Raw genomic sequence first — 26,819 nt, 5'->3', positions numbered from 1 at the left:
CGGAGTCTGTCCTGGGGAAGCACGAAGCGGGACCGACCGGCGAGGAGTTGAGCCGACCATGCATTGTCCGAAGTGCCACGCGCCGATGCACACCTACAACCGCAACGGCGTCCAGATCGAGCAGTGCAGCGGCTGCCGCGGCATCTTCCTCGACTACGGCGAGCTGGAGGCGCTGACCCAGCTGGAGGCCCAGTGGTCCAAGCCCGTCCCGCCCGCCCCGCAGGCGTACCCGGCGGCGCCCGCGCCCGCCTGGGGTGCCCCGCACGGCGGTCACCACGGCGGTCACCACGGTGGCCATCACGGTCACCACAAGAGCTGGGCGCACATGCTCTTCTCCAGCTGAGCGCACGAAGAAGCCCCCGGTCGCGAGACCGGGGGCTTCCTGGTGTGTGGACGATACTGGGATTGAACCAGTGACCTCTTCCGTGTCAGGGAAGCGCTCTCCCGCTGAGCTAATCGTCCGCAGCCGGTGACCCGCGGGTCACGGACAGTGCGCGATACTGGGATTGAACCAGTGACCTCTTCCGTGTCAGGGAAGCGCTCTCCCGCTGAGCTAATCGCGCGGGTAGGGATCTTCGAGAAGATCCATGGATCCTGCGAGAAGATCCAGTGGACGATACTGGGATTGAACCAGTGACCTCTTCCGTGTCAGGGAAGCGCTCTCCCGCTGAGCTAATCGTCCTTGGAGGTGGAGACGGGATTTGAACCCGTGTAGACGGCTTTGCAGGCCGTTGCCTCGCCTCTCGGCCACTCCACCAGGAGTGTAGGGGATCGGGATGACCCCTTCTTCCTTCGAGCGGACGACGAGGCTCGAACTCGCGACCTCAACCTTGGCAAGGTTGCGCTCTACCAACTGAGCTACGTCCGCCTGTCGTTTCGGTCGGCTTGCGCGTCCCGGCGACGTGTTGAACTCTAGCGGATTCCCGGGCCAGTACAAAAACGCGTTTGCGCAGCGTGCTGCGCTGCCCCCGGCGGACCCCGTCGTCACAGCCGCCCCCGGGACATCCCGGGGCCACCTGTCGGACACCCGACCTAGACTCGACCACGTGCTTCACCACCCTTCCGGACTCCCTCCCCTGGCCCGCTTCGGCGACCGCCTCGCCACCGGCCTCCTCGACGTGACCAGCGATCCGGCCGCCCTGGACTCCGCGGGCTTCTGGGCCGTATGCGCGGACTTCGAGGGCCGCCTGACCTGCGCCCGCTTCGCGGACGTACGCGAGGAGCCGGTGCCCGCCCCGGTGCCGGGCGGCTGGCGGGGACCGGCGGTGGGGGACTGGACCTCCTCCCTGGACCGGGCCGCGTACACGGCCGCCGTCCGGCGGATACGCGAGCACATCGCGGCCGGCGAGGTCTACCAGGCCAACCTCTGCCGGGTGCTCAGCGCGCCGGTCGCCCCGGACGCCGACGTGGACGCCCTGACCGCCCTGCTGGCCCGCGGCAACCCGGCGCCGTACGCCGGGACCATCCGGCTCCCGGAGCACGGCGTGGAGATCGCCACCGCCTCGCCCGAGCTCTTCCTGCGCCGTCACGGGCGTGTCGTGGAGTCCGGGCCGATCAAGGGCACCGGACGCACCGAGGCGGACCTCCTGGAGAAGGACTACGCCGAGAACGTGATGATCGTGGACCTGGTCCGCAACGACATCGGGCGTGTCTGCGCCACCGGCAGCGTGGCCGTCCCCGATCTGTGCGTGGTGGAGAAGCACCCGGGCCTGGTCCACCTGGTCTCCACGGTCCGCGGCGAGCTGCGGGACGGGGCCGGCTGGCCGGAGCTGCTGGCCGCCGCCTTCCCGCCCGGCTCGGTGACCGGTGCGCCCAAGTCGAGCGCCCTCACGATCATCGAGGCTCTGGAGACGGCCCCGCGCGGACCGTACTGCGGCGGCATCGGCTGGGTCGACGCCGACCGGGGCACCGGCGAGCTGGCCGTGGGCATCCGCACCTTCTGGATCGACCGCGCCGAGGCCGTCCTGTGCTTCGGCACCGGCGCCGGCATCACCTGGGGCTCGGACCCCGAGGGGGAGTGGCGGGAGACCGAGCTGAAGGCTGCCCGGCTGCTCGCGGTAGCGTCGGGGGCGTACGAGGCAAGTGGAGGGGTGTTGTCATGAGGATCTGGCTGGACGGCGGGCTGCGGGACCTGGAATCCGCCCGTGTCTCCGTCTTCGACCACGGGCTGACCGTCGGCGACGGCATCTTCGAAACGGTGAAGGCGGTCCACGGCAGGCCGTTCGCCCTCACCCGGCACCTGGACCGGCTGACCCGCTCGGCCCGGGGCCTCGGCCTGCCCGACCCCGACCACGACGAGGTCCGCGAGGCCTGCGCGGCCGTCCTCGAGGCCAACCCGATGCCGCTCGGCCGGCTGCGGATCACCTACACCGGCGGCCATGGCCCGCTCGGCTCCGACCGCGGCGAGCACGGCCCGACCCTCGTGGTCGCCCTCGGCGAGACCACCCGCCGTCCCGACACCACCGCCGTGATCACCGTCCCGTGGACCCGTAACGAGCGTGGCGCCCTCACCGGCCTGAAGACCACCTCGTACGCCGAGAACGTCGTCGCCCTCGCCCGCGCTCATGAACACGGCGCCTCGGAGGCGCTGTTCGGCAACACGGTCGGACAGCTCTGCGAGGGCACCGGGTCGAACGTCTTCGTCGTCCTGGACGGCGAGATCCACACCCCGCCGGTCGCCTCCGGCTGCCTCGCCGGCATCACCCGCGCGCTGGCCGTCGAGTGGACCGGCGCCAAGGAGACCGACCTGCCGCTGGACGTCCTGCTCCGCGCCGACGAGGTCTTCCTCACCTCGACCCTGCGCGACATCCAGGCCGTCCACCGGGTCGACGACCGCGAGCTGCCCGGCACCCCCGGCCCGGTGACCGCCAAGGCCATGCGGCTCTTCGACGAGCGGTCCGGGCAGGACCTCGACCCCTGAGCCCGGCAGGCCGGGCCGGCGGCACCCGGCTCCGGAAAACGGGCTGACTTGACGGTCGGCCGCGGGTAGAACACCGGTGATGACCACGACTCTGCGGCCGACCGAGCCGCTCCAGCGCAACGCCGACGGAACCCGGTCCCGCCGCTACCAGGTATGTGTGAACAGCCGCCCCGTAGGCGAGATCCACCTCGGCACCTCGCCGTCCCTCGGCGACTCGGTGGCCCGCGTCATCGAGCTGCGGATAGCCGAGCCCGACCGGCGGCGCGGCCGGGGCACGGTGGCCGCGCTCGCCGCCGAGGAGGTGGCGCGCGACTGGGGCTGCACGCAGATCGAGACCCTGGTCCCCGCCTCGGCCGGCATCGCCCTGCGGCTGTTCGGCGCCCTCGGCTACACGCTGCGCAACCGCGGCATGGAGAAGCGCCTCGGCACCACTCCGCCCGAACTGCCGGCGGGCAGCCGGGCGCGGCCCATGACCGAGGCCGATTTCGCCGCGTGGCAGGCCGACGAGAGCGAGCGTTACGCGCGCATGTGGATCGAGCGCGGTCTCCCCGAGGCCACGGCCCGCGCCAAGGCTCGCGGTGACCACGAGAGGCTGTTGCCACGGGGTCTGGCCACCGACGGCATGGTCTTCAGCGTCCTGGAGCACGAAGGGGCCCGGGTGGGCACGCTGTGGCTGGCCCTGCAGGACACCAAGGCTTTCGTGTTCGACGTCGAGGCCGACCCGGCCCACCGCGGCCGCGGACACGGCCGTTCGCTCATGCTGCTGGCCGAGCGCCAGGCGATCGAGGCCGGCCGGCCGGTCCTCGGCCTCAACGTGTTCGCGGGCAACACCCCGGCCGAGCGGCTGTACGAGTCACTGGGCTACGAGACGACGTCCCGCTCCCTCTCCAAGCCCCTGGTGTAGGTGCCGCCGGGATCCTGCGGTGGGGCTCAGGCCTCCTGGCCGCCGAGCAGCCGGTCCGCGATCTCCTCGATGCGCGTGCGCAGCCCCTCCTGGCTCTTGCCGCCGTCGAGGCGTTCGCCGCCGATGACGTACGTCGGGGTGCCGGTCACCCCGATCGCCGTGCCCTCGGCCTGGTCGGCGTCCACGATCAGGATGTGCCGGCCGTCGATCAGCGCGGTGTCGAACTCCTCGGCGTCCAGGCCGAGTTCACGGGCCACCTCGACCAGGAAGGGCTCGCCCTTGCGGTCCAGCTCCTCGACCCGCCCCAGCACGGCCTCCACGTACGCCCAGCCCTGGCCCTGCGCCAGCGCCTCCTCGGCGGCCTGGGCGGCGGCGAAGGAGTGCTTGTGCTTCTCCAGCGGGAAGTGCCGCAGCCGCAGTTCCAGCCGGTCGCCGTAGCGGGCGCGCAGGGCGCGGACGTCGTCCAGGGCGGTGCGGCAGTCGGGGCACTGCAGTTCGCACCAGACGTCGAGGACCAGGGCATCGGTGCGTGCGGGGGAGGAGTCGCTCATGCCGACCAGTCTTCCAGGCCGGACGCGGGCGACCCAATCGGGACGGTGCGGACGTACGGCACCGCACCGGCACTCCAGTAGGAGACGACCCGGAGATGTCCCTGATGTCCACCGGGGGCATGGCATCGCGAGGACGGGGAGGTGCAGGATGGAGGGGACGGAGGCGGGGCGCCGTGCCGGTGTTCCACGTCCGCCGAGCCTCGCCCCCCGACCGAGCCCGCCAGGAGGACCGGATGATTGCCGAGACCGTCTGCTCCGCCGTGTCCGCGGCGGGCCTGGGCATCGCGGTGGTCACGGCCTACCGCAAGCGTTTCCTCGCGGCGGCCCGCATCGCGGCCTATGCGCTGGTGCCGGTCGGCCTGGTGATGACCGGGGTCGTCGGCTGGCTCGCGGACACCGCCTTCAGCCCCACCGCGTGGGCCGGCTTCGGGGTGCTGGGCGCGGCCTGGCTCCTGTTCGCGGGCACCCGGACGGTCGAGCGCCGGCGCGGCGGCACCCGCGCCGAACGCAAGGCGGCCCGCGGCGACCGCTCCGGAGCCGTGGCCCCCGGGGCCTCCGCGCCTTCCCTGGGCCCGGCCACCCGGCCCGCGACCGGCTCCGCCCCGCGCGCGACGGGCGCCGGCGACGACTTCAGCGACATCGAGGCCATCCTCAAGAAGCACGGCATATGACCGGCGGCACGCCGAGGGGCGGCGTCACGACTGCGTCGTGGGTCTCAGGCTGACGCCCTCGGACTGAAACGACGCAGGGTGTCGCGCGGACGACCGGAACCGTTCACAACCGGAAGCAAGCCGGACGGAACGGCGCGATATCCGGCAACTCCCGCATCCACGTGTACCTAGATCGCGTTCGGGGCCCCTCCTGCGCCATGATCTGCGGCGAGATGCTGGACACGAGACAGAGCGAGGCCGCGCCGCCGAAGGACGAGCCGCGCGGGTGCCTTTTCGCCCTATCCCAGCCACCGCTGATGATCTTCCTTGCGGTGATCGGGTGTCTGCTCCTCATGGCTGCGCTGCACGACCTGCTGTTGCTGTGAGCCGTACACGTCCGTCCCGGCGCCACCCGCCGGGACCGACGTCGCCCCGGCCTCACGTCCGGAGCCGAACTGGCTCGGTGCAGGCCGGTCCGCCCGGCGACGGGTGTGCCGTCGGCCGGTACGCGGCGAGGTCAGCCCGTCGCCTCCTTGCGGCGGGCCCGGTACGCGGCGACGTGCAGTCGGTTGCCGCAGGTGCGGCTGTCGCAGTAGCGGCGCGAGCGGTTGCGGGAGAGGTCGACGAAGGCGCGCCGGCAGTCCGGTGCCTCGCAGCGCCGCAGTCGCTCCCGCTCCCCGGCCACCACGAAGAAGGCGAGCGCCATGCCGCAGTCGGCGGCGAGATGGTCGGCCACGGAGGCGCCGGGTGCGAAGTAGTGCACATGCCAGTCGTAGCCGTCGTGGTCCGTCAGGCGCGGGGTGGTGCCCGCCGCGGCGACCAGCTCGTTGATCAGCCCGGCGGCGGAGCGGGCGTCGGGCGCGGCGAAGATCGCCGCGAAGCGACCCCGGACCCTGCGCACCGCCGAGAGATCGAACTCCGACAGCACGCCGACATCGCTGATCTCGTGGTTTCGTACGAAATCCGCGAGAGCCGGGACATCGGGCAGTCCGTCGGCCGCCGCGTCGTCCTCCGGCGCGGTGTTCACCAGATCCACCACGGTGTCGAGGGCGCACCGGGTGTCGTGGGTGATCAGCACGTTTCGCTCCCTGGCCTGAGGGTCGGGCGGACGCCCGCCGATGCTGGCCGATGGTAGCGACAACGCCGCCCGCCGCACCGGTCCCCGCCCGACCTCGACTGCCGGTGGAACGCCTCAGCGCCCGAGCTGGTTCCCGCCCGCGGCGGAAACCGGCGTACAGACCGGCGCCGTCCCGCGTAAATCAGTCACGGTGACGGCGCCGGGCTGTGCCGTATGCGGTTGTCTTGGCCCGAGCCGTCTCCCCGAGTGGACGGCGCCGGGCTGCTTTTCGTAGGCCGCGACCTAGCTCTCCGCCAGGATGTGCGAGAGCTCCTGATCCAGATCGAAGTGCCGGTGCTCCGTGCCGGGCGGCACGGCGGCGTCGGTTCGCTTCAGGAAGGACTCCAGGGCCCGCGCCGGGGCCTCGAGCAGGGCCTCCCCCTCCGGGGAGCTTAGGGCGATGCACACGACCCCCTGACCATGGCTGCGCGACGGCCAGACACGGACGTCGCCGGTTCCGGTGGGCCGGTGAAGCCCCTCGGCGAGGAGGTCGCGGGCGAACACCCACTCGACGGTCTCCTCGGCTCCGGTGTGGAAGGTGGCGTGCACGGCGTAGGGGTCGGCCGTGTCGTACCGCAGGCCTGCGGGGACAGGCAGGGAGGACTCGCTCGACACAACGAGGCGCAGGTGCAGCTCGCAGCTGACCGTGGTGTTCATAAGCGCCAGGGCCTTTCGCTCAGTGTGCGCTCGGGGATTCGCACGTCGGCGAAATCGACATGCCACCTACGATGCCGTTGTAAACCCCTCTGAGGGTTTTGCGTGTGTTTACGTAACTCTTCCGGCCGAGAACTCGTACGAGATCTACGACCATTCCGGTGACTGGATTCACTCCGGTAGGGTTTGTCTGTATGAATACGGGGAGTGACGAGCCGGGCGAGGTCATCGTGGCGGCGGACAAGGCGAGGGCGGACCGGCAGGAATCCGGGCAGACCGGGCGCGAGACGGGTGGCGGGCTCGGCTCCCGGGCGCCGGAATTCATCAAGGCCCGCCGGCTGCTGCACCTGAGCTGGCAGGTCGGCGTCTTCGTGGTCGGCCTCGCCGTCGTCGGCGCCGGCATCGTCATGCTGCCGCTGCCGGGACCCGGCTGGGTGGTGATCTTCGGCGGCATGGCGATCTGGGCGACCGAGTTCGTCTGGGCCCAGCTCGTGCTCCGCTGGACGAAGCGCAAGGTCACCGAGGTCGCCCAGCGGGCCCTGGACCCCAAGGTGCGGCGCCGCAACATCACGCTTACCGTGGTCGGGCTGGCGATCGTTGCCGTGCTGGTCGGGATCTACATGTGGAAGTTCGGTCTCGTCATGCCGTGGAAGATCAAGAACCAGTGACCCGGCTCCGCGGCCCGGGCGTCCGGCGCCCCGCCCGCTGGTCGGAAGCACCACCTGACATGGGGTAATGTTCTTCCTGCGCCCGGGCGATTAGCTCAGTGGGAGAGCGCTTCGTTCACACCGAAGAGGTCACTGGTTCGAACCCAGTATCGCCCACCCGGACCGACGGCCCACCTGCGAAAGAGCAGGTGGGTCGTCGGCGTATACCCGTCCGAACGGCCCTGCGGACCCACGCGGGCCGACCCAGGGTGGGGCCCGGATCCGGGTCTCGTCGCGGGCTCGACGCCGAGCGTCGGCGTCAGCGCCTCGTGCGCCGACTCCGAGTGCGGGCTTCCGTTCTTGGCCGCGTGCAGGCTGTGGCGGCGTCAGCGGCGGTGTCGGGCCTTGTGTGGCGTCTTCGGGTGGGGGCTGCGGTTCCGGGTCTGCCGTGCGGGCTTGGTGGCGAGAGCGGCGGCGCTGGCGCCTTGTGTGCCGACTACCAGGTGTGAGCACCACCTCCGTCCCCTGCTCCGGCTCGGGGGGCGAGCGGCGCTTCCCAGCCTCCGTCGAGGTCGGCGATCGGCCGGGCTCATGGCGGCCGGTGCCCGAGTCGCCGAGCCCGCCTCGCTGGTCGCGGTCCCACCCCTGCGCGTCGGCGCGCCGCCCGCAGGGACGCCTGCACCGGCGCCCGCCGCCCGCAAGGTTCCGTGCGCCGAGGGCGCGCGAGCTGCCCGCCCTTTTGCCGAACCGGCAACATCCCTCGTGCCCACCGGTCCGTTCACCGCACCATCGTCGGAACCGGCTCAACCGCACCGGTACGGCCGTCCAAGTCGTCGTCGTACCGCATCCACAACCGGTGCACCGCCACCCACCCCGCATCGCTCGGGCCCTCTCATACCCGTCCCGACCAGCAGAAAGCCGAAGCAGCTCACCAGGCCAACGGCTCGACAGACCGACAAATCGACAGCCGGCTGCCCACACGCCCCAAGCCGACAAACCGACAGAAGCTCCAGAGCCCGCCGACCTGCGTCCCCCAGGCCGGCAGTCCGCCGACTCGCGCACCCGTGCCCGGCACCCAGGCACCAGCGACCCCAAGAGGCCCTGACCCTCGCCCCCGCGCCCAAAGAGCCCACGCCCCCAGCGCCAAGGAGCCCCCATGCGGCCCGAGCCCACCTCCCCGCGAGCCCCGATGCCGAAGCCCCCCGCCCATGCCCCCACCCCCACCCACCACCTGGTCCCCTCCCCAGCCGGACGCCTGCATCTCGTAGCGCAGGGTCACGGCCCCCTCGTGCTGCTGGTGCACGGCTTCCCCGAGTCCTGGTACTCCTGGCGGCACCAGTTGCCGGTCCTGGCCGCCGCCGGCTACCGCGCCGTGGCCGTCGACGTGCGGGGGTACGGCCGTTCGTCGAAGCCGGGGGCCGTGGACGCGTACCGCATGTTCGAACTGGTCGCGGACAACGTCGCCGTGGTGGAGGCCCTGGGGGAGGAGTCCGCGGTCGTCGTCGGGCACGACTGGGGTGCCACCATCGCCGCCACCTCCGCTCTGACCAGGCCCGACGTGTTCCGGGCCGTGGCTCTGCTCGGCGTGCCGTACGCCCCGCCCGGCGGCCCGCGGCCCAGCGAGGTCTTCGCGCGGATGGGCGGGGACGAGGAGTTCTACGTCTCGTACTTCCAGCAGCCGGGCCGGGCCGAGGCGGAGATCGAGCCGGACGTGCGCGGCTGGCTCGCGGGCTTCTACGCCGCCCTGTCCGCCGGCACCATGCCCCCGCCGGGCGCCCCCGACCCGCATTTCGTCGGCCGCGGCGGCACCCTGCGCGAACGCTTCCCGGCCGGCTCGCTGCCCGCCTGGCTGAGCGCGGACGACCTCGACTTTCTGGCGGGTGAGTTCGAGCGGACCGGGATGACCGGGGCGTTGAACCGGTACCGGAACATGGACCGGGACTGGGCGGACCTGGCCGGTCACGCGGGGGCCCCGATCACGCAGCCCTCGCTGTTCGTCGGCGGCGCCCTGGACGCCTCGCTCGCCTGGCTGGCCGACGCGGTCGAGGCGTACCCGAAGACCCTGCCCGGCCTGCTCGGCTCGCACGTCCTCGACGGCTGCGGCCACTTCGTCCAGCAGGAGCGTCCGCAGGAGACGAACCGGATCCTGATCGACTGGCTGGCCGCCCTGCCCAGCTGAACCCCACCCGCCCGGCCCCTCCGTTCGGTCTGCCGGTCACACGCCGCTCACCTGCGCAAACGGCCGGCAGACCGGCTCCGGACCCGTGCCGTCGGCAAGAAAATCCTGTCCGAATCATTGACGCACCCCGGACCCCTCCGTAACTTGTGCCAGCAAGCGCTTACTTGAAACGATTCATGACCGCTTCATGATCGCGCTCATGACGGCTTCATGACGGCGGAGACGACGCTGCGGGGAGGGCCCCACCATGGGAACCAGCAGGAATCTTGAGAGGCGTACGATCCTGAAGGCGGCCGGGGCCTCGGCGGCCACGCTCGGGCTCGCCGCGACGACCGGGTGCGGAGGCGGAAGCGGCTCCGGGGACGGGACGGTGACGATCCGTTACTCCTGGTGGGGTGCCGAGGAGCGGGCCAAGAAGATCAACCAGACCATCGCGCTCTTCGAGAAGAAGTACCCGAAGATCAAGGTCAAGACCGACTTCCAGACGTACGCGTCCTTCTGGGAGAAGTTCCAGACCCAGGCCGCCGGCGGAAATCCCCCGGACGTTTTCCAAAATGCCGTCACCTTTCTCCGGAAATACGACAAGCGAGGAATTCTCCTCGACCTCAAGTCACAGGTCCAGGCAGGTAATCTGACCCTGAATCACTTCCGGGAAGGCGTGACGAAGGTCGGCGAGGTCGACGGAAAGCAGCTCGGAATTCCCGTCGGCTCCAACACCATGGCGCTCGTCGTCGACAAGAAGGTGTTCCAGAAGGCCGGCGTCGAGCCGCACCCGGGGTGGACCTGGGACGACTACTTCAAGGCCCTGAAGACCATCCACGACAGGACGAAGGTCCCCGGGGACACCGGCTACTTCACCATCATGTACCTGTACGACCTCTACCTCCGCCAGAACGGCAAGGCCTTCTTCACCAAGGACGGACTCGGCTTCGACAAGGCCGATCTGACGGAGTGGTGGACCGACGGCTACAACCGCGTCAAGGCGGGCATCGTCACCGACCCGAAGGCCGTCCAGCAGGACATGCCCAAGTCCTCCCTCTCCGCAGGTCACGGCGCCTCGGAGTTCACCTGGGACAACTTCACCGTCCGCTACTCGGCGGAGGGCGACAGCACCTACGGTCTCGCGCCGATCCCCACCACCGACGGCAAGCACACCGGGCAGTACCTCGCCTCCCTGATGCTCAGCGCCTCCGCCCGCACCTCCCACCCCAAGGAGGCCGCCCAGTTCATCGACTTCATGGTCCACGACCCCGAGGTCGGCAGGATCATGGGCTACGACCGGGGCATCCTCGCCGGCACCGAGCAGTACGACGCGTACAAGCCGACCGATGCGGTGAACAAGGAGATCGCCCAGTACGAGGTCGACACCGCCAAGGCGGGCGTGCTCGGCACGATCACCCCGCACCCCTCCGGGGCGGACACCGTCGAGGCCGCCTTCCTGCGCATCGGCGGTGACCTCGGACAGGGAAAGACCAAGGTCGCGGACGCGGTGAAGCAGTTCTTCACCGAGTCCGAGGCCGCCTTCCAGGCCTGATGGGACGTGCCGTGACGCTCGTCAAGGACTCCGTGCCCGCCACCCGCAAGGCACGCCCGGCCGCCACCGCCACCTCGGGGCGGCCGGGCCGCCGGCGCGAGAACCTCGCCGGCTACCTCTTCATGTCCCCGTGGATCGCGGGCTTCCTGCTGCTGACCGCGGGCCCCATGGTCGCCTCGCTGTACTTCGCGTTCACCGACTACAACCTCTTCAACACGCCGAAGTGGGTCGGGTTCGACAACTTCACCAAAATGTTCGACGACCCCCGCTGGGAGAAGTCGGTGGAGGTGACGGCGAAGTACGTCGTCATCGGCACCCCGCTGAAGCTGCTGCTCGCCCTCGGGGTCGCCCTGCTGCTCGCGCAGAGCCGCCGCGGCCAGGCCTTCTACCGGGCCGCCTTCTACGCCCCCTCGCTGATCGGGGCGAGCGTCTCGGTCGGCTTCGTCTGGCGGTCGCTGTTCTCCGACGGCGCGATCGTGGACCGTACCCAGACGTTCTTCGGCTGGCACGTCGGAGGCTGGGTCGGCAACGCCGACTGGGTGCTGTACTGCCTGGTCGCGCTGACGGTGTGGCAGTTCGGCGCACCCATGGTCATCTTCCTGGCGGGCCTGAAGCAGGTGCCGAAGGAGCTGTACGAGGCCGCCGAGATGGACGGGGCGGGCCCGTTCCGGAAGTTCTGGAACATCACGCTGCCGATGATCTCCCCGGTGCTGTTCTTCAACGTCCTGCTGGAGACCATCCACTCCTTCCAGATCTTCGGCTCGGCCTATGTCGTCTCCAACACCTCCTGCGGGCCGGCCGACGCCACGCTCGTCTACACCTGCTACCTGTACCAGCAGGGCTTCAAGAACGCCCAGATGGGCTTCGCCGCCGCCATGGCCTGGATGCTGCTGCTCGCCGTGGCCCTGGTGACGGCCGTCCTCTTCTGGTCCCAGAAGAAGTGGGTGCACTACGAGGAGGACGCCCGATGAGTGCGACCACCACCAAGCCCCTCGGCGGGGGACTCACCCGCAAGCGCACCCGCTCGCTCGCCTGGCACCTCGGCGCCCTGGCGATCCTGGCCGTCATCCTCTACCCGGTCGTCTGGGTGATCGGCGCCTCGTTCAAGCCCAGCAAGGACATCATCAACAGCCTCACGCTGGTCCCGTCCCACCCGATCCTGTCCAACTTCAAGGGCCTCGCCGACGGCATAGCGGATATCAGCGTCTGGACCTTCTTCCAGAACTCGCTCGTCTACGCGGTCGGTGCCGTCGTCGGCGTCCTGATCTCCTGCTCGCTGACCGCGTACGCCTTCGCGCGCATCAGGTTCGCCGGGCGCAACCTGCTCTTCTCCCTGATGATCGGCACGCTGCTGCTGCCGTACCACGTGCTGCTGATCCCGCAGTACGTGATGTTCCAGAAACTGGGCTGGATCAACACCTACGCCCCGCTGCTGATCGGCAAATACCTCGCCACCGAGGCGTTCTTCGTCTTCCTCATGGTGCAGTTCATGCGGAACCTGCCCCGCGAACTGGACGAGGCCGCCCGGCTCGACGGCTGCGGGCATCTGCGGATCTACTGGTCGATCGTGCTGCCGCTGTGCCGGCCCGCGCTGATCACCAGCGCGATCTTCACCTTCATCAACGCCTGGAACGACTTCATGGGCCCGCTGATCTACCTCAACGAGCCCGGCAAGTACACGGTCTCCCTGGGCCTGATGATGTTCCGCGACTCCGACGGCGTGGCCGCCAACTACGGCGGCATGATCGCCATGTCCCTGGTCGCGCTGCTGCCCGTGCTGCTGTTCTTCCTCGCCTTCCAGCGATACCTCATCGACGGGATGGCGACCTCCGGACTGAAGGGCTGAGGCGACCGGCATGGCCGAAGCACGTGTGAAGGCACGCAAGGAGTCCGTGTTCGCGGAGAGGTTCGCCGTCTTCGCCGAGTGCCTGCTCACCGGCGTGTGGATCGCGGTGGCCTGCATCGGAGTCGTCACCTACCCGGCCGCCTTCGCCGCCGGCGCCCGGCATCTGCGCCGACGCACCGGCCACCAGGGCGGCGGCCGGCGGGAGTTCGCCGCCGACTTCCGGGCCGCCCTGCGCGGGGGCTGGGCGGTGGGACTCGCCGGCTGGATCCTCGCGGCGCTGGCCCAGGTGGACGTACTGGCCGTACGCGCCGGGCTGCCCGGCGGGCCGGCGGCGGGGGCCGTGGGGCTGTTCGCGCTGATCGGGCTCGCCGTCGCCGGACTGCGGGCGGCGGCCGTCTGGGCACCGGGGGAGCGCTGGCGGGTGCTGCTCGCCGCGGCCGGGCGCCGTACCGTACGTGACCCCGCCGGATCCTTCCTGCTGGTCGGCGGGGCGGTCCTGGTCGTCTGTTCCGCCGTGCTCATCGCCCCGCTGGCGGTCCCGGTGCTCGGGGCCGTCGCGGCGGCGGCCGTCGCCGTGGAGGAGCGGTACATGCGCCGCTGAGCCGGCGGTGCCCGCGGTCGAGGCCGCCGCCCCGAGCGCCGCACCTCTCCCTGTCATGCCCCTGACCATTCACCCTGGATCACCCTGGAAGGAAGGCCATGTCTCCCATCCCCCGCAGGTCCCTCCTCAAGGCGGCCGCCGCGGTCGGCGCCGCCACCCAGGTCAGCTGGGCGCTCGGGGCACAGGCCGCGCAGGCCGCGCCCGCCGCAGCCGCCGGTGACGCCGACCCCGTCACCCTGGACTGGCTGGAGGACGGCGGCCTCGGCGCCGCGCCCGGCTGCACGGTCGGCGTGCCCTGGCCCATGGGCGCCCATCAGGACGACCGGACCTTCGCGCTCACGGACGCCGACGGCAAGGACGTCCCCGTGCAGACCTGGCCGCTCGCCTACTGGCCCGACGGCTCCCTCAAGTGGACGGCCCACGCAGTGAGTTCCGGCAGCGGAAAGCTGACGCTGAGCGCCGGGACGCCCGCCGCACCCGGCAAGAAGGTCACCGTCGACCGAAGCGGCGGCACCGTCGACGTCTCCACCGGGGTCATCACCGTGAGAATCGGCAAGGACGGCGCCACGCTGATCAAGTCCGTCACCTGTGGTTCCACCGAGATCGCGAGGAACGGCAGGCTCGTCCTCATCCGGCAGCCCGAGATCGAGGACGGGGACCAGGGCACGGTGAAGACCGAGCGGTTCGACGGTGCCCTCGACGAGGTGACCGTCGAACAGGACGGCCCGGTCCGCGCGGTCGTCCGCATCGACGGCAAGCACCGCAAGGGCGACCGCGCGTGGCTGCCCTTCTCCATCCGCCTGTACTTCTACGCCGGCGCGGACTCCTTCCGCATGGTGCACACCATCACCTACGACGGGAAGCAAGAGCCCGGCGAGAGCAGCGGCGACTTCGTCCGCGGGCTCGGCGTCCGCTTCACCGTGCCGATGCGCGACGCGGCGTACGACCGGCACATCCGCATCGGCGGCGAGGGCACCGGCCTGCTGCGCGAGGCGGTGCAGGGCATCACCGGACTGCGCCGCGACCCGGGCGCCGCCGTGCAGACGGCCCAGTACGAGGGCAGGAAGCTGCCCGACCCGTCCACCTGGGACCAGCGGGTCACCAGCCGCCTGCAGTACGTCCCGCACTGGGGCGACTACACCCTCGCCCAGCTCTCCGCCGACGGCTTCACCGTCAGGAAGCGCACCAAGAAGGGCCACGGCTGGATCGCCGCCGGCGGCGGCAAGCGCGCCTCCGGCTTCGGGTACGTCGGCGGCGCGAGCGGCGGACTCTCCTTCGGACTGCGCGACTTCTGGGAGAAGTTCCCCGCCCAGCTCGACATCCGCGACGCCCACACCGACGAGGCCACCGTCACCCTCTGGCTCTGGTCGCCCGAGGCCCAGCCGATGGACCTGCGCTTCTACCACGACGGCATGGGCCAGGACACCTACGCCGAGCAGCTCGAAGGCCTCAACGTCACCTACGAGGACTACGAGCCCGGGTTCGGCACCCCCTACGGCATCGCCCGCACCTGTGAACTCCTCTTCTGGGCCAACGACTCCACCCCCGACGCCGGCACCCTGGCCCGGCAGGTCCAGGCGGTACGGGTGCTGCCGCAGCTCGCGGCCCCACCCAAGCAGCTGATCAAGGCCAGGGTCTTCGGCCCCGGCCTGTTCTCCGAGCCGGACCGCTCCACCCCGGCCAAGGCGAAGATCGAGGACCACCTCGACTTCCTCTTCACCTACTACAAGGACCAGGTGGAACAACGCCGTTGGTACGGCTTCTGGGACTACGGCGACTTCATGCACACCTACGACACCGTGCGCCACCAGTGGCGGTACGACGTCGGCGGCTACGCCTGGGACAACTCCGAGCTCTCGCCGGACCTCTGGCTCTGGTACGCGTACCTGAGAAGCGGCCGCAGCGACCTCTTCCGCTTCGCCGAGGCACTCACCCGGCACACCGGCGAGGTCGACGTCTACCACCTCGGCAAGTGGGCCGGCCTCGGCACCCGGCACGGGGTCCAGCACTTCGGCGACAGCGCCAAACAGCAGCGCATCGCCAACACCACCTACCGGCGCTTCTACTACTTCCTCACCGCCGACGAACGCGTGGGCGACCTCATGCACGCCAACGTCGACTCCGACGAGACCTTCCTCGTCCTCGACCCCCAGCGCAAGGTCCGCACCGACCCCTACACCCCCGACCGGCACGCCCTGTCGATCGGCTTCGGCACGGACTGGAGCGGCCTGGTCTCGGCCTGGCTAACGGAGTGGGAACGCAAGGGCCCCAAGTGGGAGAAGGCCAAAGCACGCGTGCTGTCCACGATGGAGGGCATCGCCGCCCAGCCCAACGGCTTCGTCCAGGGCAGCGGGCTGTACGACCTCGACACCGGCGAGTTCGCCGTCGCCGACCAGCCGGTCGTCTCCGTGTCCCACCTCTCGGCCGTCTTCGGCCTGGGCGAGCTGTGCGCCGAGCTGATCCACCTCGTCGACATGCCCAAGTTCAAGGAGGCCTACCTGGACTACTGCCGCTACTTCAACGCCACCAAGGCCGAACAGAAGGCCCGTTACGGCACCGACTTCGGCAGCCTGCTGCTCTTCCAGGGCCACTCGCGCCTCGACGCCTACGCCGCCGTACAGACCGGTGACGCCACCCTCGCCAAGCGCGCCTGGACCAAGTTCTACGCCTCGGACGGCTACACCGAGTCCTCGCCGTGGAAGACCGAGAGGCTGACCGGCCCCGTCGCCCTGGTCGAGGGCGGCGAGGCGAGCTGGGTGTCCAGCAACGACACCGCGCTCTACGGCCTCGCGGCCATCGAGAACCTGGCGTTGCTCGGCGACAGGATGCCCTAGCGGGCGTAGGGGAGCGCCGTCGCACGGGCGGCGGCGCTCGCCCACCGAGTCTGGCCCGGCGCACGGCGCGGCACATGAGTACGCGTACTCAGATCGGCGGTCCCGCACGGGCAGACTCCACCCATGGACCCCAAGGACCCCATGGACTGGAACCACTACCGCTTCCGCAGCCTGTGGTCCCTGCCCGCCCCGCCCGCCGTCGTGTACGCGCTGCTGGAGCGGCCCGAGGACTATCCGGGCTGGTGGCCGCAGGTCCGCTCGGTGACGAGGCTGGACGGCGACACGGGGGTGATCACCATCCGGTCCGTCCTGCCGTACGACATGACCTTCACGGCACGGCGGATCCGCCGCGACCCCGACGCCGGTGTGCTGGAGGTCACCCTGTCCGGTGACATCGAGGGGTGGGCGCGCTGGACGGTCACCGCCCAAGGCCGCGGCACCCTGGCCCGCTACGACCAGGAAGTGGACGTGCACAAGCCGCTGCTGCGCCGGCTCGCCGTACCCGGCCGCCCGGTCTTCCGCGCCAACCACCGCCTGATGATGCGGTCCGGACGGCGCGGACTGCTGCGTCACCTGCAAGCGGTTTGAAGGATCGGCGCCGGGACCTGTATTGTTCAGTGCGTTCCCGGGCGATTAGCTCAGTGGGAGAGCGCTTCGTTCACACCGAAGAGGTCACTGGTTCGAACCCAGTATCGCCCACCGGGAAAGAGCCGGTCCGCCCAGCGGACCGGCTCTTTTGATGCCATGGGGGGCGTCATGGGCAAGGAACAGGGCGGGGAAGGACCGAGACTTGGCGGGCGGGTGCGCCGGCTCCGGGTCCGCAGTCTGATCAGGATCCTCCTGCTCGCACTGGTGCTGGGCGGCGTGGTGGCGCTGGCCAGGATCGCCTTCAACACCGAACGGGTCACCACGATGTGGGTCGGCGCACGGATCGCCGCCGACGGCAGCGCCCGGATCACCGAGGTCGTCGACTACGACTTCGGCTATCCGCACACGGAACGGCACGGCATCTACCGCGACCTGCCGGACCTGCCCTTCGACGAGGACGAGGCCCACATCGCCGTCAGCATGGACGGCCATCGCGTCCCGTGGGAACTCACCACGGGCGACTACTACACCGAGCCGAACGGCCACCGGGAGATCGCCACCCGCATCAAGATCGGCGACCCCGGCCGGGCCGTCACCGGCGTGCACCGCTACCGCGTCCAGTACACGCTGCAGGACGTCGTGAAGAAGGGCAGGCTGGCCTGGGACGCGGTCGGCACCGGCTGGCAGGTCGACCGGTCCCGCGTCGACATCCATGTCCTGGCGCCCCACCTGCTCACCGCACCGCGCTGTGTGCACGGCACCGACGGCTCCGAGCACCGCTGCGCCGTCGAGGCGACCGGCCCCGGCCTGCTCACCGTCGAGCTGAACCGGCTCAAGGGTAAGGAAGGGCTCACCCTCTACGCCGGCGAGGGCCACCGCATTTCCGGAATGGAGCCGCTGCTGCCCGCGCCACCCGCGGGGAAGGCCGTCGGCACCACCGTGAGCCATCCGCTGCTGAACGCCCTGCTCGCCGTCGGCCTCGCCCTCACCGCCGCCCTGGCCACGATCGGGCTGCTGCGCCTCCTCGGCCGCGACCGGCCCGCACCGCGGGGCGCCGACGCGAACCGGGGAACGCCGAGCACCACACCCCCGCAGGGCCTGAGTCCCGCCCAGGGCGGCATCCTGGCCGACGAGCGGGTGGAGCCCCGGCACCAGACCGCCTGGCTGCTCGGCGCCGTCGCCGACGGCCACCTCGTCCTCGGTGGCGAGGGGCACGCGCCGACCCTGCGCCGCAGCAGCAGGGGCGCGGGGTCCGACGATCCGGTCGCCAGGGAGGTCCTGCGGTACGTCTTCGCCGGGCGCGACCGGATCACCCTGGGCAGGTACGACTCGTCCTTCCAGACCGGCTGGCATGCGCTCGCCCGCCACCTGCGGCAATGGCAGACCGACTCCGGTCTGTGGGACACGGCGTCCGTGCGCCGGGCCCGCACCGGACGGTATGCCGGCATGGCCGCCGCCGTGCTCGGCTTCGTCACGGCCGCGGTGGGCGCGGGCCTCGGCGGCAGCCGCCTCGCCGCGGGAGGACCGGTGCTCGTCGCGGGCGCGGTCGTCTTCGGTGCCGGCCTCGCGCTGGCGCGGCGCGCCTGGGAGCTGCACCGCCGCACACCCGAGGGCAGCGCCCGGCGGCTGCGGGTGGAGGCGTTCCGGCGCTACCTCGCCGACCCGTCGGCGACTCCCGCAGAGCAGCCCCTCGACGACGAACAGGTCCGGCGCTACACGGCCTGGGCGGTCGCCCTCGGCCTGGGCGACACCTGGCGGCACGCCGTCGAGTCGTCCGCCGTGCCCACCCGGCAGCCCTCCTCGCCCGCCGTCCGGCTGGGGCCGGCGCTGGCCCTGGGACTCGTCGTCACCGCCGCCCTCTCCTCCCGGACGCCGTCCTCCAGCGGCGGTGGCTCCGGTGGCGGCTCCGGCGGGGGCAGCTCCTCCGGAGGTGTCGGCGGCGGAGCGGGCGGCGGCGGAGGCGGCTCCTGGTGACCGCCGTACCGGGTGCGGTACCCGCTCCTCCTCCTACGCCGCGGCCGGCAGCTCCGGCCTGAGCGGCCAGTCCGTGCTGACGATCTCCTCCGAGCCGCTGCGCGCGAACCACGCCTGCAGCCCGCGGGCCTGTGCCGCATGCCAGTTGGCCTGGAGGGTGTGCAGCTCGTCGGGGGTCAGACGCTCCAGCCGGGTCGCGAAACGCCGGCCCAGCGCCCGGACGACGTCCAGCGCGGCCAGGGCGTCCGCCGCCGCGTCGTGCGCGCCCTGCAGCGTCACGCCGTAGTGCGCGCACAGGTCGGTCAGCGTGCGGCGGCCCTTGCGGTAGCGGTCCAGATGCTTGTCCAGCACCCTCGGGTCCAGCACCCTCAGCGGCGTCGACTCGAACCAGCGGTCCAGGGACGACGCCCGGTGCCGGCGCAACTCCCGGTCCAGCAGCGTGAGATCGAAGGGCGCGTTCATCACCACCAGCGGGCGGCCCATCGCCGCGTGCTCCGCCAGCTGCTCGGCTATCTCGTACATCACCGGCGCCGGCCAGCGGCCGTTGAGGTGCAGGTGCTCCTCCGTCAACCCGTGCACCGCCGTGGCCTCCTCGGGCACCGGCACTCCCGGGTTCACCAGCCAGCGGGTGACCCGTGGCCGGGTCCCCGGCGCGTCCTGGACGACGACGGCGGCCGACACGATCCGGTCGGTCTCGACGTCCACGCCCGTCGTCTCCGTGTCGAAGCCGGCCAGCGGCCCCTCGTACCAGTACGTCATCCCAACCCAACTCCTCGTTCACCCAGGGCAGGTGACGTTCCGTCTTCTGCCCGTTTGGTGATACCCGGGCCGTTTGCGCCGTACGCCGGGAGGAGACAACAGGAGTACGGGTCTTTGCTGTTCAGCGGCCCACAGCGGGGAAACTCTTGGCTTGGAAGGCTGTTGGTCATGGCCATAGCGCAGCCCGAGCGGGGCGGGCTGCTGCCCGATCGCACGGGCCCCCTTCGCGGCACGCTCGCCACCACCGCCTGCATGGAGACACTGCAGGTCGGCTATCTGCACGCGGTCGCCGCCGCGGCCGGCTGCTCGCTGTCCCAGCCCTTCCCGGACAACGGCATCGACTGGCACGTCAGCCACAGCGCGCCCGGACACACCGTCGACGACGAGGTCACCATCAAGGTGCAGCTGAAGGCCACGTACCAGGTCGCGCCGAACCCTCCGGGGCGCACCTTCTCCTTCACCCTCGACAACGACCATCTGCGCAAGCTCGCCCGCACACCTGTCTCGGTGCACAAGATCCTGGTCGTCATGCTCGTCCCGCGCTCTCAGGACGACTGGCTGCGCGCCAGCCACGACCGGCTCGACCTCAGGCACTGCTGCTACTGGGTCAACCTCGCCGGCCACCCCGTCACGGGCCGGCACCGGACCACCGTGCGGATACCGACCACACGCATCTTCGACGACCGGGCGCTCTGCGAGATCATGACGCGGGTCGGGACGGGAGGCAGGCCATGAGGAGCCGTCCGTACGAGGAGCTGCCGCGCCAGGTCCGGCCGCATCCCGACGACCTCGCCTGGAACCGGCCCCCGGAGCCCGCCGAGGTCGACCCCGCCGTGCTCGGTGCCCTGCTGCACCGGCACGGCTGGCAGCGGCGCGGCGGAGCCCCCGGGCGCTACGGCCGCTGGACCCCGCCGGGGCCGGGCGCGGGAGGGACCAGCCTGCTGGTGCCCGAGAGCCGTGCCTTCCCCGACAGCGACGACCTGCTAGGCGAGGCCCTCGACGCCCTCGCCCGCAGCCACACCCCCGCCGCGCGCGAGGTGCTGATCTCCCTCGCCGTGCCCAGCGACGAGATCCGCTGGTGGCGGGACACCCCGAGCGGACCCGTCGGCGCCGCGCCCTGGTCGGCCGACGAGCAACTGCGCGGCGCCGCCCGGCAGATGCTGCTCGCCGCCGCACTCGCCACACGCGCGCGTGCCGGGTACTACGGCGCCCGCCACCGCCGTGCCGCTGCCGCACTGCTGCAGGACGTCCTCGTCGGCCCCGCCGCCGAGGGCCGGCACCTCACCGCCTTCGTGCCCGTGCCCACCGGCCGCTCGCTCGCCGTCCGCCTGCACCAGGCCCTGTACGCCGCCCGCGAGGCCGTCGACTACCAGCGGGCCACCGGCGGCATGGACGCCTTCGACGGCGCGGTCGAGGCCGGCGTCAGCCGCGAACTCACCGAGGCGCTGGCCGCGCTCGTGCGGGGCACCGAGGGCGCCCGGATCGCCGTCGCCTGGGCACCCGGCGCCGGGGTCCCCGAGGGCTGCGCCCCCTCCGCCGAACCCGTCGAGTTCTCACCCGGCGACCTGCCCGTGCTGCGCGAGGCCGCCGCCCGCTATGTGCGCGAGGAACCCTCCGTACCGGTCCGGATCACCGGCGCCGTCGTCCGCATGCGCCGCTCCGGACCCGGCGGCGAGGGCACCGTACGGCTGCGCGTCCTCGACGGAGCCGACGTCCCGCACGTCCGCGTCACCCTGGACGAGGAGGACTACCGCATCGCCGGCCACGCCCACCTCGTCGGACTCCCGGTACGGGTGCACGGCCGGCTGGAGCGCCGGGGCGGCTTCCGCCGGCTCACCGGCGCCTCCGGGGTCGTACCCGTGCAGGTGGACGAGGGCGAGCGCGACCGGCTGATGAAGTCCCTGCAGGAGAACCTCGACTTCTTCGAGGAGGCGTGCGGCGACAGGGAGCCAGGAGAGTACGGGGACGAGGACTGAGGGTGACCGTTTCGCGGTCGGCGCCGTGAGGTCGGTACGATCGCCTGTGCGCGCGCTCCTGGTATGGCGCCGCACCCCACCTTCAGTCAGGAGAGACCGGTGTCAGACGTCCGTGTGATCATCCAACGCGATTCCGAGCGGGAAGAACGCGTGGTGACGACGGGCACTACGGCCGCCGACCTCTTCGCGGGCGAGCGCTCGATCATCGCCGCGCGTGTCGGGGGCGAGCTGAAGGACCTCGCCTACGAGGTCAGGGACGGCGAGACCGTCGAGGGCGTCGAGATCTCGTCCGAGGACGGCCTGAACATCCTGCGCCACTCCACCGCGCACGTCATGGCGCAGGCCGTGCAGGAGCTGTTCCCCGAGGCCAAGCTGGGCATCGGCCCGCCCGTCAAGGACGGCTTTTACTACGACTTCGACGTCGAGAAGCCGTTCACGCCCGAGGATCTCAAGGCCATCGAGAAGAAGATGCAGGAGATCCAGAAGCGCGGGCAGCGCTTCTCCCGCCGTGTCGTCACCGACGAGGCCGCCCGCGAGGAGCTGGCCGCCGAGCCGTACAAGCTGGAGCTGATCGGCCTCAAGGGCTCGGCCTCCTCCGACGACGGCGCGGACGTCGAGGTCGGCGCCGGCGAGCTGACGATCTACGACAACCTGGACGCCAAGACCGGCGAGCTGTGCTGGAAGGACCTCTGCCGCGGTCCGCACCTGCCCTCGACCCGGCTCATCCCGGCGTTCAAGCTGATGCGCAACGCGGCCGCCTACTGGCGCGGCAGCGAGAAGAACCCGATGCTCCAGCGCATCTACGGCACCGCCTGGCCGTCCAAGGACGAGCTGAAGGCGCACCTGGACTTCCTCGCCGAGGCAGAGAAGCGCGACCACCGCAAGCTCGGCACCGAACTGGACCTCTTCTCCATCCCGGAGCAGATCGGCTCCGGCCTCGCGGTCTTCCACCCCAAGGGCGGCATCATCCGCCGGGTCATGGAGGACTACTCGCGGCGCCGCCACGAGGAGGAGGGCTACGAGTTCGTCTACACCCCGCACGCGACGAAGGGGAAGCTCTTCGAGACGTCCGGGCACCTGGACTGGTACGCCGAGGGCATGTACCCGCCCATGCAGCTCGACGAGGGCGTGGACTACTACCTCAAGCCCATGAACTGCCCGATGCACAACCTGATCTTCGACGCGCGCGGCCGCTCCTACCGCGAACTGCCGCTGCGCCTCTTCGAGTTCGGGACCGTGTACCGGTACGAGAAGTCGGGCGTCGTGCACGGCCTGACCCGTGCCCGCGGCTTCACCCAGGACGACGCGCACATCTACTGCACCCGTGAGCAGATGTCCGAGGAGCTGGACAAGACGCTCACCTTCGTCCTCGGCCTGCTGCGCGACTATGGCCTGACCGACTTCTACCTGGAGCTGTCCACCAAGGACCCGGAGAAGTTCGTCGGCTCCGACGAGGTCTGGGAGGAGGCGACCGAGACGCTGCGCCAGGTCGCCGAGAAGCAGGGCCTGCCCCTCGTCCCGGACCCGGGCGGCGCCGCCTTCTACGGCCCGAAGATCTCCGTCCAGGCCAAGGACGCGATCGGCCGGACCTGGCAGATGTCGACCATCCAGCTCGACTTCAACCTGCCCGAGCGCTTCAACCTGGAGTACACCGGCCCCGACGGCTCCAAGCAGCGCCCGGTCATGATCCACCGCGCGCTGTTCGGCTCCATCGAGCGGTTCTTCGCCGTCCTCCTGGAGCACTACGCGGGCGCCTTCCCGGCCTGGCTCGCCCCGGTCCAGGCGCTCGGGATCCCGATCGGCGACGCGCACGTGGAGTACCTGGAGAAGTTCGCCGCCGCGGCCCGCAAGCAGGGCCTGCGCGTCGAGGTGGACTCCTCCTCGGACCGCATGCAGAAGAAGATCCGCAACGCCCAGAAGCAGAAGGTGCCCTTCATGGTCATCGCGGGCGACGAGGACATGTCGAACGGCTCGGTGTCGTTCCGCTACCGCGACGGCTCGCAGGAGAACGGCATCCCGTTCGACGCGGCCATCGCGAAGATCGCGCAGGTCGTTCAGGAGCGGGCCCAGGTCTGATCCGGCGCCCGCCGCGTACGAAGGCCCCCGGGAGGTTCAGCGCCCCGGGGGCCTTTCGTCTCCCTCGCGGGTGAAGGTCTGCATCAGCCAGGACGAGAACGAGCCGGTCACCGCGCCGAGCAGGGCGAGACCGCCGATCATCATCCCGGTGGCGATCGTCCGGCCCATCGGGGTGACCGGGGTGATGTCGCCGTAGCCGACCGTGGTGAGGGTGGACGCGGCCCACCACACGGCGTCCCCGAACGTCCGCATGGTGGCGCGGGGCGCCCCGCGTTCCGCCTGGTAGACCGCGAGGGCACCGGAGAAGCCGAGCAGCAGGGTGGACAGGCCGGCGTAGGAGATCACGCGTGCGTGCAGCGAGAGCCGGGGTTGTCCGGCCTTCCGCTGAACGGCGTCGTACAGGGGAACGATCCGCAGCGGGCGCAGCAGCGGCAGGATGACCACCACGGTGTGCAGCATGTGCGCGGGGACGAACCGCAGGCCCTGTCCGCTGAGCCGCCAGCGCACCACGTAGTCCGCGGCGAACACCAGCCACAGGACGAGGATCACGGACAGGCACACGACATGCCAGAAGGCGGAGATACCCGTGGCCAGGACATGCGTGGCATAGGCGGCCAGGAAGACCAGCGACGCCACGAAGAGGGGGATCTCGGTGCGCTGCGCCCAGTGCACCGAACGGCTTTCGTCCACCGGCCAAGCTTGGCCGGTGCCCTTCTTCCCGCCGCCCCGGCGACACGCCGCGAACGGGCGAAGCCATATGCTGCCTAGCATGACGAGTGAGCCGGAGCAGCAGATCGGAGTGGGGACGCAGGACGCGTTCCAGCGCCTGTGGACGCCCCACCGGATGGCCTACATCCAGGGCGAGAACAAGCCGAGCGGCCCGGGGGCCGACGACGGCTGCCCCTTCTGCACGCTCCCGGCCAAATCCGACGAGGACGGGCTGATCGTCCGGCGCGGTGAGCACGTGTACGCCGTCCTCAACCTCTACCCGTACAACGGCGGCCATCTGATGACGGTCCCCTACCGCCATGTCGCCGACTACACGGACCTGACCGGTCCGGAGACCGCGGAGCTCGCCGAGCTGACCAAGCAGGCGATGACCGCCCTGCGCACCGCGTCCGGCGCGCACGGCTTCAACATCGGCATGAACCAGGGCACGGTCGCGGGCGCCGGCATCGCCGCCCATCTGCACCAGCACATCGTCCCGCGCTGGGGCGGCGACACGAACTTCATGCCGGTGGTCGGCCACACGAAGGTGCTGCCGCAGCTGCTGGCCGACACCAGGAAGATGCTCGCGGAGGCCTGGCCGGCATAGGCCCCGGGTGCCCTCGGCGGAGGGCACCGCTCACGCGTCGTAGAGGTCGGCCTTCTTCGGCAGCGGATCCTGCACCTGTGTGCTGAGGAACGCCGACCGCGTGCCGAACTTCTCCGTGTCCACGCCGTTCTCCTCCAGCACCCTCATCGCCGCCGAGTGCACCACCCGCAGCACCGGCGTGGCCGCGCGCAGCGCGTCGTCGGCCATGAAGCGGTGCCGCCAGGGCTGGTCGGCCCAGGCGTGCCGCAGACCGAACGGCTCGGGCAGGACGAGCGAGCCGCCGAGCCAGTTGAGCATCGGCGGGTACCAGGTCAGCGGGGCGCGCGCGGCCAGCCGTACCACCTCGTCGGTGGTGACCAGCGGCAGCATGACCTTCCTGGTCTCCCAGGGCTTGAGGGACTTGGCGACCTCCTTGCTCGGCGGCTCCGGCTTGGAGGTGAACAGCGGGTTCACCGGTCCCAGGGCGTGCCCGGTCACCTCAATGCGCAGCGTCTCGTGCAGCACCGTCACCGTGATCAGCATCGTGAGGACCAGCTGCCCGTCCCACAGCGTCCACTGCACGCCCAGGTAGTGCCGGTCGCCGCTGCCGAACTGCTGCTTGTTGCAGATCTCCTGTATCGCGTGCGGCTTTACCTGGAAGGCCTCGACGTCGGTGCCCTCGGGCCGGGCCACCTCGGTGGCCTTCTCACCGATCGGCGTGACGATCCAGTGCTTGATGGACGGCTTGGGGAAACCGCCGGTGTTCAGCGGGCCGCGCTCCAGCAGGGCGAGCTGGTCGTGGATCGCGCGGATGACGTCCCAGCTGCGGAAGGGGTGGATCTCCCGGGTCGGGTCGGCGGGCACCAGGTCCTCGGCGAGCTGCCAGGACCCCCAGCGGGTGCCCATGCCGAGTATGCCCTTGGGCCCGGCGTAGAAGACCGAGTTGGACTGCTGCTCGGCGCTGAGCCGGGCCAGCGACTGGCGCAGCTCCTCGGCCGCGGTCTGGCCGGGGCCGCGCGGCACGGCCTCGGGGACCTTCGCGCCGACGCTGGTGCCCGACAGCAGACCGCCCCAGCGGGCCCGCAGGTCCTTGGCGGTGCGCTCGCAGATCCGCTTGGCCCAGAACCAGCCGAGCACGGGGAGCACGACGCACCCCCGGGCGTACCACGCCCAGAAGCCGTTGAACGGCATCTTGACCAGGAACAGCGCGGCGAGCACGCCGACACCGAGGAGCAGGGCGGTGGCGAGCGCACCCACCCGTTTGTCCTCGCGCTTGGCGACGAACGTGCGCAGCTGGAAGACGAGCAGCCAGACGAGCAGCCCGGGCAGGAAGAGCACACCGCACAGGACCGTCACGGCGGTCAGGCGGTTGTCGCGCTCCCGGCGGATGTTGTTCGCCGCGAGACAGTGCTCCACGACGAACTGGGGCTCGGAGCCGAAGGACTGGATGAGCGGCTTGCGGCCGGGAGCGAGCATCCGGGCGACCACGGCCCGCGAGAACGCCTCACCGAGATTGGGCCTCAGCAGTGCGATCCTGCCGGGCTTGAGGGTCGACTCGTGCCACTCGTTGTCGGCCTTCTTGATCTCCTCCATCGGGCTGTCCCGGTACGCCGCTGAGGCCAGCGCGGAGGTCGCCGCCTGCCCCTCGTCGCCCGAGACGGGCACCTGGGGTCCGTCCCACTCCGTTCCCAACGACATTCCCGCCCCCATCGCCG

The 26,819-nt window shown here is 71.0% G+C and carries 25 protein-coding genes and 7 tRNA genes; 21 read left to right on the top strand and 11 right to left on the bottom strand.

From position 1 onward, the window contains the following. Positions 1-58 precede the first annotated feature (58 nt). Positions 59-343, top strand: coding sequence for a zf-TFIIB domain-containing protein (locus ACQPXS_RS11640; RefSeq protein ID WP_351804416.1), 285 nt, complete (start codon positions 59-61; stop codon positions 341-343). Positions 344-390: 47 nt separating this feature from the next. On the opposite strand, the gene ACQPXS_RS11635 is transcribed toward ACQPXS_RS11640, so the two are convergent. From ACQPXS_RS11635 to ACQPXS_RS11615, 5 genes are all read right to left on the bottom strand, one after another. Next, positions 391-462 (bottom strand) — tRNA-Val (locus ACQPXS_RS11635). Between the two features lie 29 nt (positions 463-491). Beyond that, positions 492-563, bottom strand: a tRNA-Val gene (locus ACQPXS_RS11630). A gap of 47 nt (positions 564-610) precedes the next feature. Continuing rightward, positions 611-682 (bottom strand) — tRNA-Val (locus ACQPXS_RS11625). Between the two features lies 1 nt (position 683). Then, positions 684-757: transfer RNA gene (locus ACQPXS_RS11620), tRNA-Cys, on the bottom strand. Positions 758-795: 38 nt separating this feature from the next. Further along, positions 796-868: transfer RNA gene (locus ACQPXS_RS11615), tRNA-Gly, on the bottom strand. Between the two features lie 178 nt (positions 869-1,046). On the opposite strand from ACQPXS_RS11615, the gene ACQPXS_RS11610 reads away from it, so the two are divergent. From ACQPXS_RS11610 to ACQPXS_RS11600, 3 genes are all read left to right on the top strand, one after another. Further along, complete coding sequence (locus ACQPXS_RS11610; RefSeq protein WP_433449152.1) at positions 1,047-2,102, top strand: chorismate-binding protein; 1,056 nt, start codon at positions 1,047-1,049, stop codon at positions 2,100-2,102. After that, positions 2,099-2,920 (top strand): aminotransferase class IV, encoded by an 822-nt coding sequence (locus tag ACQPXS_RS11605; RefSeq protein ID WP_351804420.1) that lies wholly within the window; start codon positions 2,099-2,101, stop codon positions 2,918-2,920. The genes ACQPXS_RS11610 and ACQPXS_RS11605 overlap by 4 nt, the downstream gene beginning before the upstream one ends. 79 nt (positions 2,921-2,999) lie before the next feature. Next, positions 3,000-3,824 (top strand): GNAT family N-acetyltransferase, encoded by an 825-nt coding sequence (locus tag ACQPXS_RS11600; protein ID WP_433449151.1) that lies wholly within the window; start codon positions 3,000-3,002, stop codon positions 3,822-3,824. Between the two features lie 26 nt (positions 3,825-3,850). On the opposite strand, the gene ACQPXS_RS11595 is transcribed toward ACQPXS_RS11600, so the two are convergent. Then, a complete protein-coding gene (locus ACQPXS_RS11595; RefSeq protein WP_433449150.1) occupies positions 3,851-4,375 on the bottom strand; it encodes a DsbA family protein in 525 nt (174 codons plus the stop codon). A gap of 233 nt (positions 4,376-4,608) precedes the next feature. On the opposite strand from ACQPXS_RS11595, the gene ACQPXS_RS11590 reads away from it, so the two are divergent. Both ACQPXS_RS11590 and ACQPXS_RS11585 read left to right on the top strand, forming a co-directional pair. Further along, positions 4,609-5,046 (top strand): hypothetical protein, encoded by a 438-nt coding sequence (locus ACQPXS_RS11590; protein ID WP_365332238.1) that lies wholly within the window; start codon positions 4,609-4,611, stop codon positions 5,044-5,046. 212 nt (positions 5,047-5,258) lie between these two features. After that, positions 5,259-5,411: a hypothetical protein gene (locus ACQPXS_RS11585; protein WP_165289388.1), complete on the top strand. Its 153-nt coding sequence runs from the start codon at positions 5,259-5,261 to the stop codon at positions 5,409-5,411. Between the two features lie 131 nt (positions 5,412-5,542). On the opposite strand, the gene ACQPXS_RS11580 is transcribed toward ACQPXS_RS11585, so the two are convergent. Both ACQPXS_RS11580 and ACQPXS_RS11575 read right to left on the bottom strand, forming a co-directional pair. After that, on the bottom strand, positions 5,543-6,103 hold the full coding sequence (locus tag ACQPXS_RS11580; protein ID WP_351619923.1) for a CGNR zinc finger domain-containing protein: 561 nt from the start codon (positions 6,101-6,103) through the stop codon (positions 5,543-5,545). A 282-nt stretch (positions 6,104-6,385) separates the two neighbouring features. Then, entirely contained in the window at positions 6,386-6,799 is a 414-nt protein-coding gene (locus ACQPXS_RS11575; RefSeq protein WP_004002642.1) for an SsgA family sporulation/cell division regulator, read from the bottom strand. A 191-nt stretch (positions 6,800-6,990) separates the two neighbouring features. Here ACQPXS_RS11575 and ACQPXS_RS11570 point away from each other — a divergent pair, with 191 nt between their 5' ends. The 11 genes from ACQPXS_RS11570 (at position 6,991) to ACQPXS_RS11520 (ending at position 18,999) form a co-directional block, all read left to right on the top strand. After that, entirely contained in the window at positions 6,991-7,464 is a 474-nt protein-coding gene (locus tag ACQPXS_RS11570; protein WP_433449149.1) for a TIGR02611 family protein, read from the top strand. Between the two features lie 84 nt (positions 7,465-7,548). Next, positions 7,549-7,620, top strand: a tRNA-Val gene (locus ACQPXS_RS11565). 1,012 nt (positions 7,621-8,632) lie between these two features. Next, positions 8,633-9,622 carry an alpha/beta fold hydrolase gene (locus ACQPXS_RS11560; RefSeq protein ID WP_433455793.1) on the top strand — a complete coding sequence of 330 codons (990 nt, stop codon included), beginning with the start codon at positions 8,633-8,635 and terminating at the stop codon, positions 9,620-9,622. 247 nt (positions 9,623-9,869) lie between these two features. Further along, positions 9,870-11,156: an ABC transporter substrate-binding protein gene (locus tag ACQPXS_RS11555; RefSeq protein ID WP_433449148.1), complete on the top strand. Its 1,287-nt coding sequence runs from the start codon at positions 9,870-9,872 to the stop codon at positions 11,154-11,156. Between the two features lie 11 nt (positions 11,157-11,167). Beyond that, the gene (locus ACQPXS_RS11550) at positions 11,168-12,127 is read left to right on the top strand and encodes a carbohydrate ABC transporter permease (protein ID WP_433449147.1); all 960 of its coding nucleotides are present in this window, start codon (positions 11,168-11,170) and stop codon (positions 12,125-12,127) included. After that, positions 12,124-13,002: a carbohydrate ABC transporter permease gene (locus tag ACQPXS_RS11545; RefSeq protein ID WP_433449146.1), complete on the top strand. Its 879-nt coding sequence runs from the start codon at positions 12,124-12,126 to the stop codon at positions 13,000-13,002. The genes ACQPXS_RS11550 and ACQPXS_RS11545 overlap by 4 nt, the downstream gene beginning before the upstream one ends. 10 nt (positions 13,003-13,012) lie before the next feature. Further along, positions 13,013-13,603, top strand: coding sequence for a hypothetical protein (locus tag ACQPXS_RS11540; RefSeq protein WP_433449145.1), 591 nt, complete (start codon positions 13,013-13,015; stop codon positions 13,601-13,603). 98 nt (positions 13,604-13,701) lie between these two features. Next, positions 13,702-16,437, top strand: a complete 2,736-nt coding sequence (locus tag ACQPXS_RS11535) for a Tat pathway signal sequence domain protein (RefSeq protein ID WP_433449144.1) — start codon at positions 13,702-13,704, stop codon at positions 16,435-16,437. Positions 16,438-16,578: 141 nt separating this feature from the next. Then, a complete protein-coding gene (locus tag ACQPXS_RS11530; RefSeq protein WP_433455791.1) occupies positions 16,579-17,025 on the top strand; it encodes an SRPBCC family protein in 447 nt (148 codons plus the stop codon). 39 nt (positions 17,026-17,064) lie between these two features. Continuing rightward, positions 17,065-17,136, top strand: a tRNA-Val gene (locus ACQPXS_RS11525). Positions 17,137-17,193: 57 nt separating this feature from the next. Then, positions 17,194-18,999, top strand: a complete 1,806-nt coding sequence (locus ACQPXS_RS11520) for a DUF2207 domain-containing protein (RefSeq protein ID WP_433449143.1) — start codon at positions 17,194-17,196, stop codon at positions 18,997-18,999. A 33-nt stretch (positions 19,000-19,032) separates the two neighbouring features. Here the strand turns inward: ACQPXS_RS11520 and ACQPXS_RS11515 are convergent, their stop codons facing one another. Then, positions 19,033-19,758: a 3'-5' exonuclease gene (locus ACQPXS_RS11515; RefSeq protein ID WP_356307361.1), complete on the bottom strand. Its 726-nt coding sequence runs from the start codon at positions 19,756-19,758 to the stop codon at positions 19,033-19,035. A gap of 168 nt (positions 19,759-19,926) precedes the next feature. On the opposite strand from ACQPXS_RS11515, the gene ACQPXS_RS11510 reads away from it, so the two are divergent. The 3 genes from ACQPXS_RS11510 to thrS all read left to right on the top strand — a co-directional run bounded on the left by ACQPXS_RS11510 (position 19,927) and on the right by thrS (position 23,810). After that, positions 19,927-20,493 carry a DUF4365 domain-containing protein gene (locus ACQPXS_RS11510; protein WP_351804447.1) on the top strand — a complete coding sequence of 189 codons (567 nt, stop codon included), beginning with the start codon at positions 19,927-19,929 and terminating at the stop codon, positions 20,491-20,493. Next, on the top strand, positions 20,490-21,734 hold the full coding sequence (locus ACQPXS_RS11505; RefSeq protein WP_351804449.1) for a hypothetical protein: 1,245 nt from the start codon (positions 20,490-20,492) through the stop codon (positions 21,732-21,734). Before ACQPXS_RS11510 ends, ACQPXS_RS11505 begins: the two co-directional genes overlap by 4 nt. A 99-nt stretch (positions 21,735-21,833) precedes the next feature. Next, on the top strand, positions 21,834-23,810 hold the full coding sequence (gene thrS, locus ACQPXS_RS11500) for a threonine--tRNA ligase (protein ID WP_365332254.1): 1,977 nt from the start codon (positions 21,834-21,836) through the stop codon (positions 23,808-23,810). Positions 23,811-23,846: 36 nt separating this feature from the next. On the opposite strand, the gene ACQPXS_RS11495 is transcribed toward thrS, so the two are convergent. Further along, positions 23,847-24,500, bottom strand: coding sequence for a potassium channel family protein (locus ACQPXS_RS11495; protein ID WP_433449142.1), 654 nt, complete (start codon positions 24,498-24,500; stop codon positions 23,847-23,849). A gap of 67 nt (positions 24,501-24,567) precedes the next feature. Here ACQPXS_RS11495 and ACQPXS_RS11490 point away from each other — a divergent pair, with 67 nt between their 5' ends. Next, a complete protein-coding gene (locus ACQPXS_RS11490) occupies positions 24,568-25,125 on the top strand; it encodes an HIT family protein (RefSeq protein ID WP_433449141.1) in 558 nt (185 codons plus the stop codon). Between the two features lie 30 nt (positions 25,126-25,155). Here the strand turns inward: ACQPXS_RS11490 and ACQPXS_RS11485 are convergent, their stop codons facing one another. Beyond that, positions 25,156-26,802: a hypothetical protein gene (locus tag ACQPXS_RS11485; RefSeq protein WP_433449140.1), complete on the bottom strand. Its 1,647-nt coding sequence runs from the start codon at positions 26,800-26,802 to the stop codon at positions 25,156-25,158. Between the last annotated feature and the right edge of the window lie 17 nt (positions 26,803-26,819).

Origin of the sequence: Streptomyces sp. CA-142005 (assembly GCF_050942335.1) — a bacterium.
Taxonomy (GTDB): domain Bacteria; phylum Actinomycetota; class Actinomycetes; order Streptomycetales; family Streptomycetaceae; genus Streptomyces.
The sequence above is the reverse complement of the archived record's forward strand: the minus strand, read 5'-3'. Positions and strand labels throughout refer to the sequence as shown.

What these genes read in the sequence shown, in the direction of transcription:
- ACQPXS_RS11640 (WP_351804416.1), top strand. Translation starts at nt 59, where the DNA reads ATGCATTGTCCGAAGTGCCACGCGCCGATGCACACCTACAACCGCAAC.
- ACQPXS_RS11605 (WP_351804420.1), top strand. Translation starts at nt 2,099, where the DNA reads ATGAGGATCTGGCTGGACGGCGGGCTGCGGGACCTGGAATCCGCCCGT.
- ACQPXS_RS11600 (WP_433449151.1), top strand. Translation starts at nt 3,000, where the DNA reads ATGACCACGACTCTGCGGCCGACCGAGCCGCTCCAGCGCAACGCCGAC.
- ACQPXS_RS11595 (WP_433449150.1), bottom strand. Translation starts at nt 4,375, where the DNA reads ATGAGCGACTCCTCCCCCGCACGCACCGATGCCCTGGTCCTCGACGTC.
- ACQPXS_RS11590 (WP_365332238.1), top strand. Translation starts at nt 4,609, where the DNA reads ATGATTGCCGAGACCGTCTGCTCCGCCGTGTCCGCGGCGGGCCTGGGC.
- ACQPXS_RS11585 (WP_165289388.1), top strand. Translation starts at nt 5,259, where the DNA reads ATGCTGGACACGAGACAGAGCGAGGCCGCGCCGCCGAAGGACGAGCCG.
- ACQPXS_RS11575 (WP_004002642.1), bottom strand. Translation starts at nt 6,799, where the DNA reads ATGAACACCACGGTCAGCTGCGAGCTGCACCTGCGCCTCGTTGTGTCG.
- ACQPXS_RS11570 (WP_433449149.1), top strand. Translation starts at nt 6,991, where the DNA reads ATGAATACGGGGAGTGACGAGCCGGGCGAGGTCATCGTGGCGGCGGAC.
- ACQPXS_RS11560 (WP_433455793.1), top strand. Translation starts at nt 8,633, where the DNA reads ATGCCGAAGCCCCCCGCCCATGCCCCCACCCCCACCCACCACCTGGTC.
- ACQPXS_RS11555 (WP_433449148.1), top strand. Translation starts at nt 9,870, where the DNA reads ATGGGAACCAGCAGGAATCTTGAGAGGCGTACGATCCTGAAGGCGGCC.
- ACQPXS_RS11545 (WP_433449146.1), top strand. Translation starts at nt 12,124, where the DNA reads ATGAGTGCGACCACCACCAAGCCCCTCGGCGGGGGACTCACCCGCAAG.
- ACQPXS_RS11540 (WP_433449145.1), top strand. Translation starts at nt 13,013, where the DNA reads ATGGCCGAAGCACGTGTGAAGGCACGCAAGGAGTCCGTGTTCGCGGAG.
- ACQPXS_RS11535 (WP_433449144.1), top strand. Translation starts at nt 13,702, where the DNA reads ATGTCTCCCATCCCCCGCAGGTCCCTCCTCAAGGCGGCCGCCGCGGTC.
- ACQPXS_RS11530 (WP_433455791.1), top strand. Translation starts at nt 16,579, where the DNA reads ATGGACTGGAACCACTACCGCTTCCGCAGCCTGTGGTCCCTGCCCGCC.
- ACQPXS_RS11520 (WP_433449143.1), top strand. Translation starts at nt 17,194, where the DNA reads ATGGGCAAGGAACAGGGCGGGGAAGGACCGAGACTTGGCGGGCGGGTG.
- ACQPXS_RS11515 (WP_356307361.1), bottom strand. Translation starts at nt 19,758, where the DNA reads ATGACGTACTGGTACGAGGGGCCGCTGGCCGGCTTCGACACGGAGACG.
- ACQPXS_RS11510 (WP_351804447.1), top strand. Translation starts at nt 19,927, where the DNA reads ATGGCCATAGCGCAGCCCGAGCGGGGCGGGCTGCTGCCCGATCGCACG.
- ACQPXS_RS11505 (WP_351804449.1), top strand. Translation starts at nt 20,490, where the DNA reads ATGAGGAGCCGTCCGTACGAGGAGCTGCCGCGCCAGGTCCGGCCGCAT.
- ACQPXS_RS11490 (WP_433449141.1), top strand. Translation starts at nt 24,568, where the DNA reads ATGCTGCCTAGCATGACGAGTGAGCCGGAGCAGCAGATCGGAGTGGGG.
- ACQPXS_RS11485 (WP_433449140.1), bottom strand. Translation starts at nt 26,802, where the DNA reads ATGTCGTTGGGAACGGAGTGGGACGGACCCCAGGTGCCCGTCTCGGGC.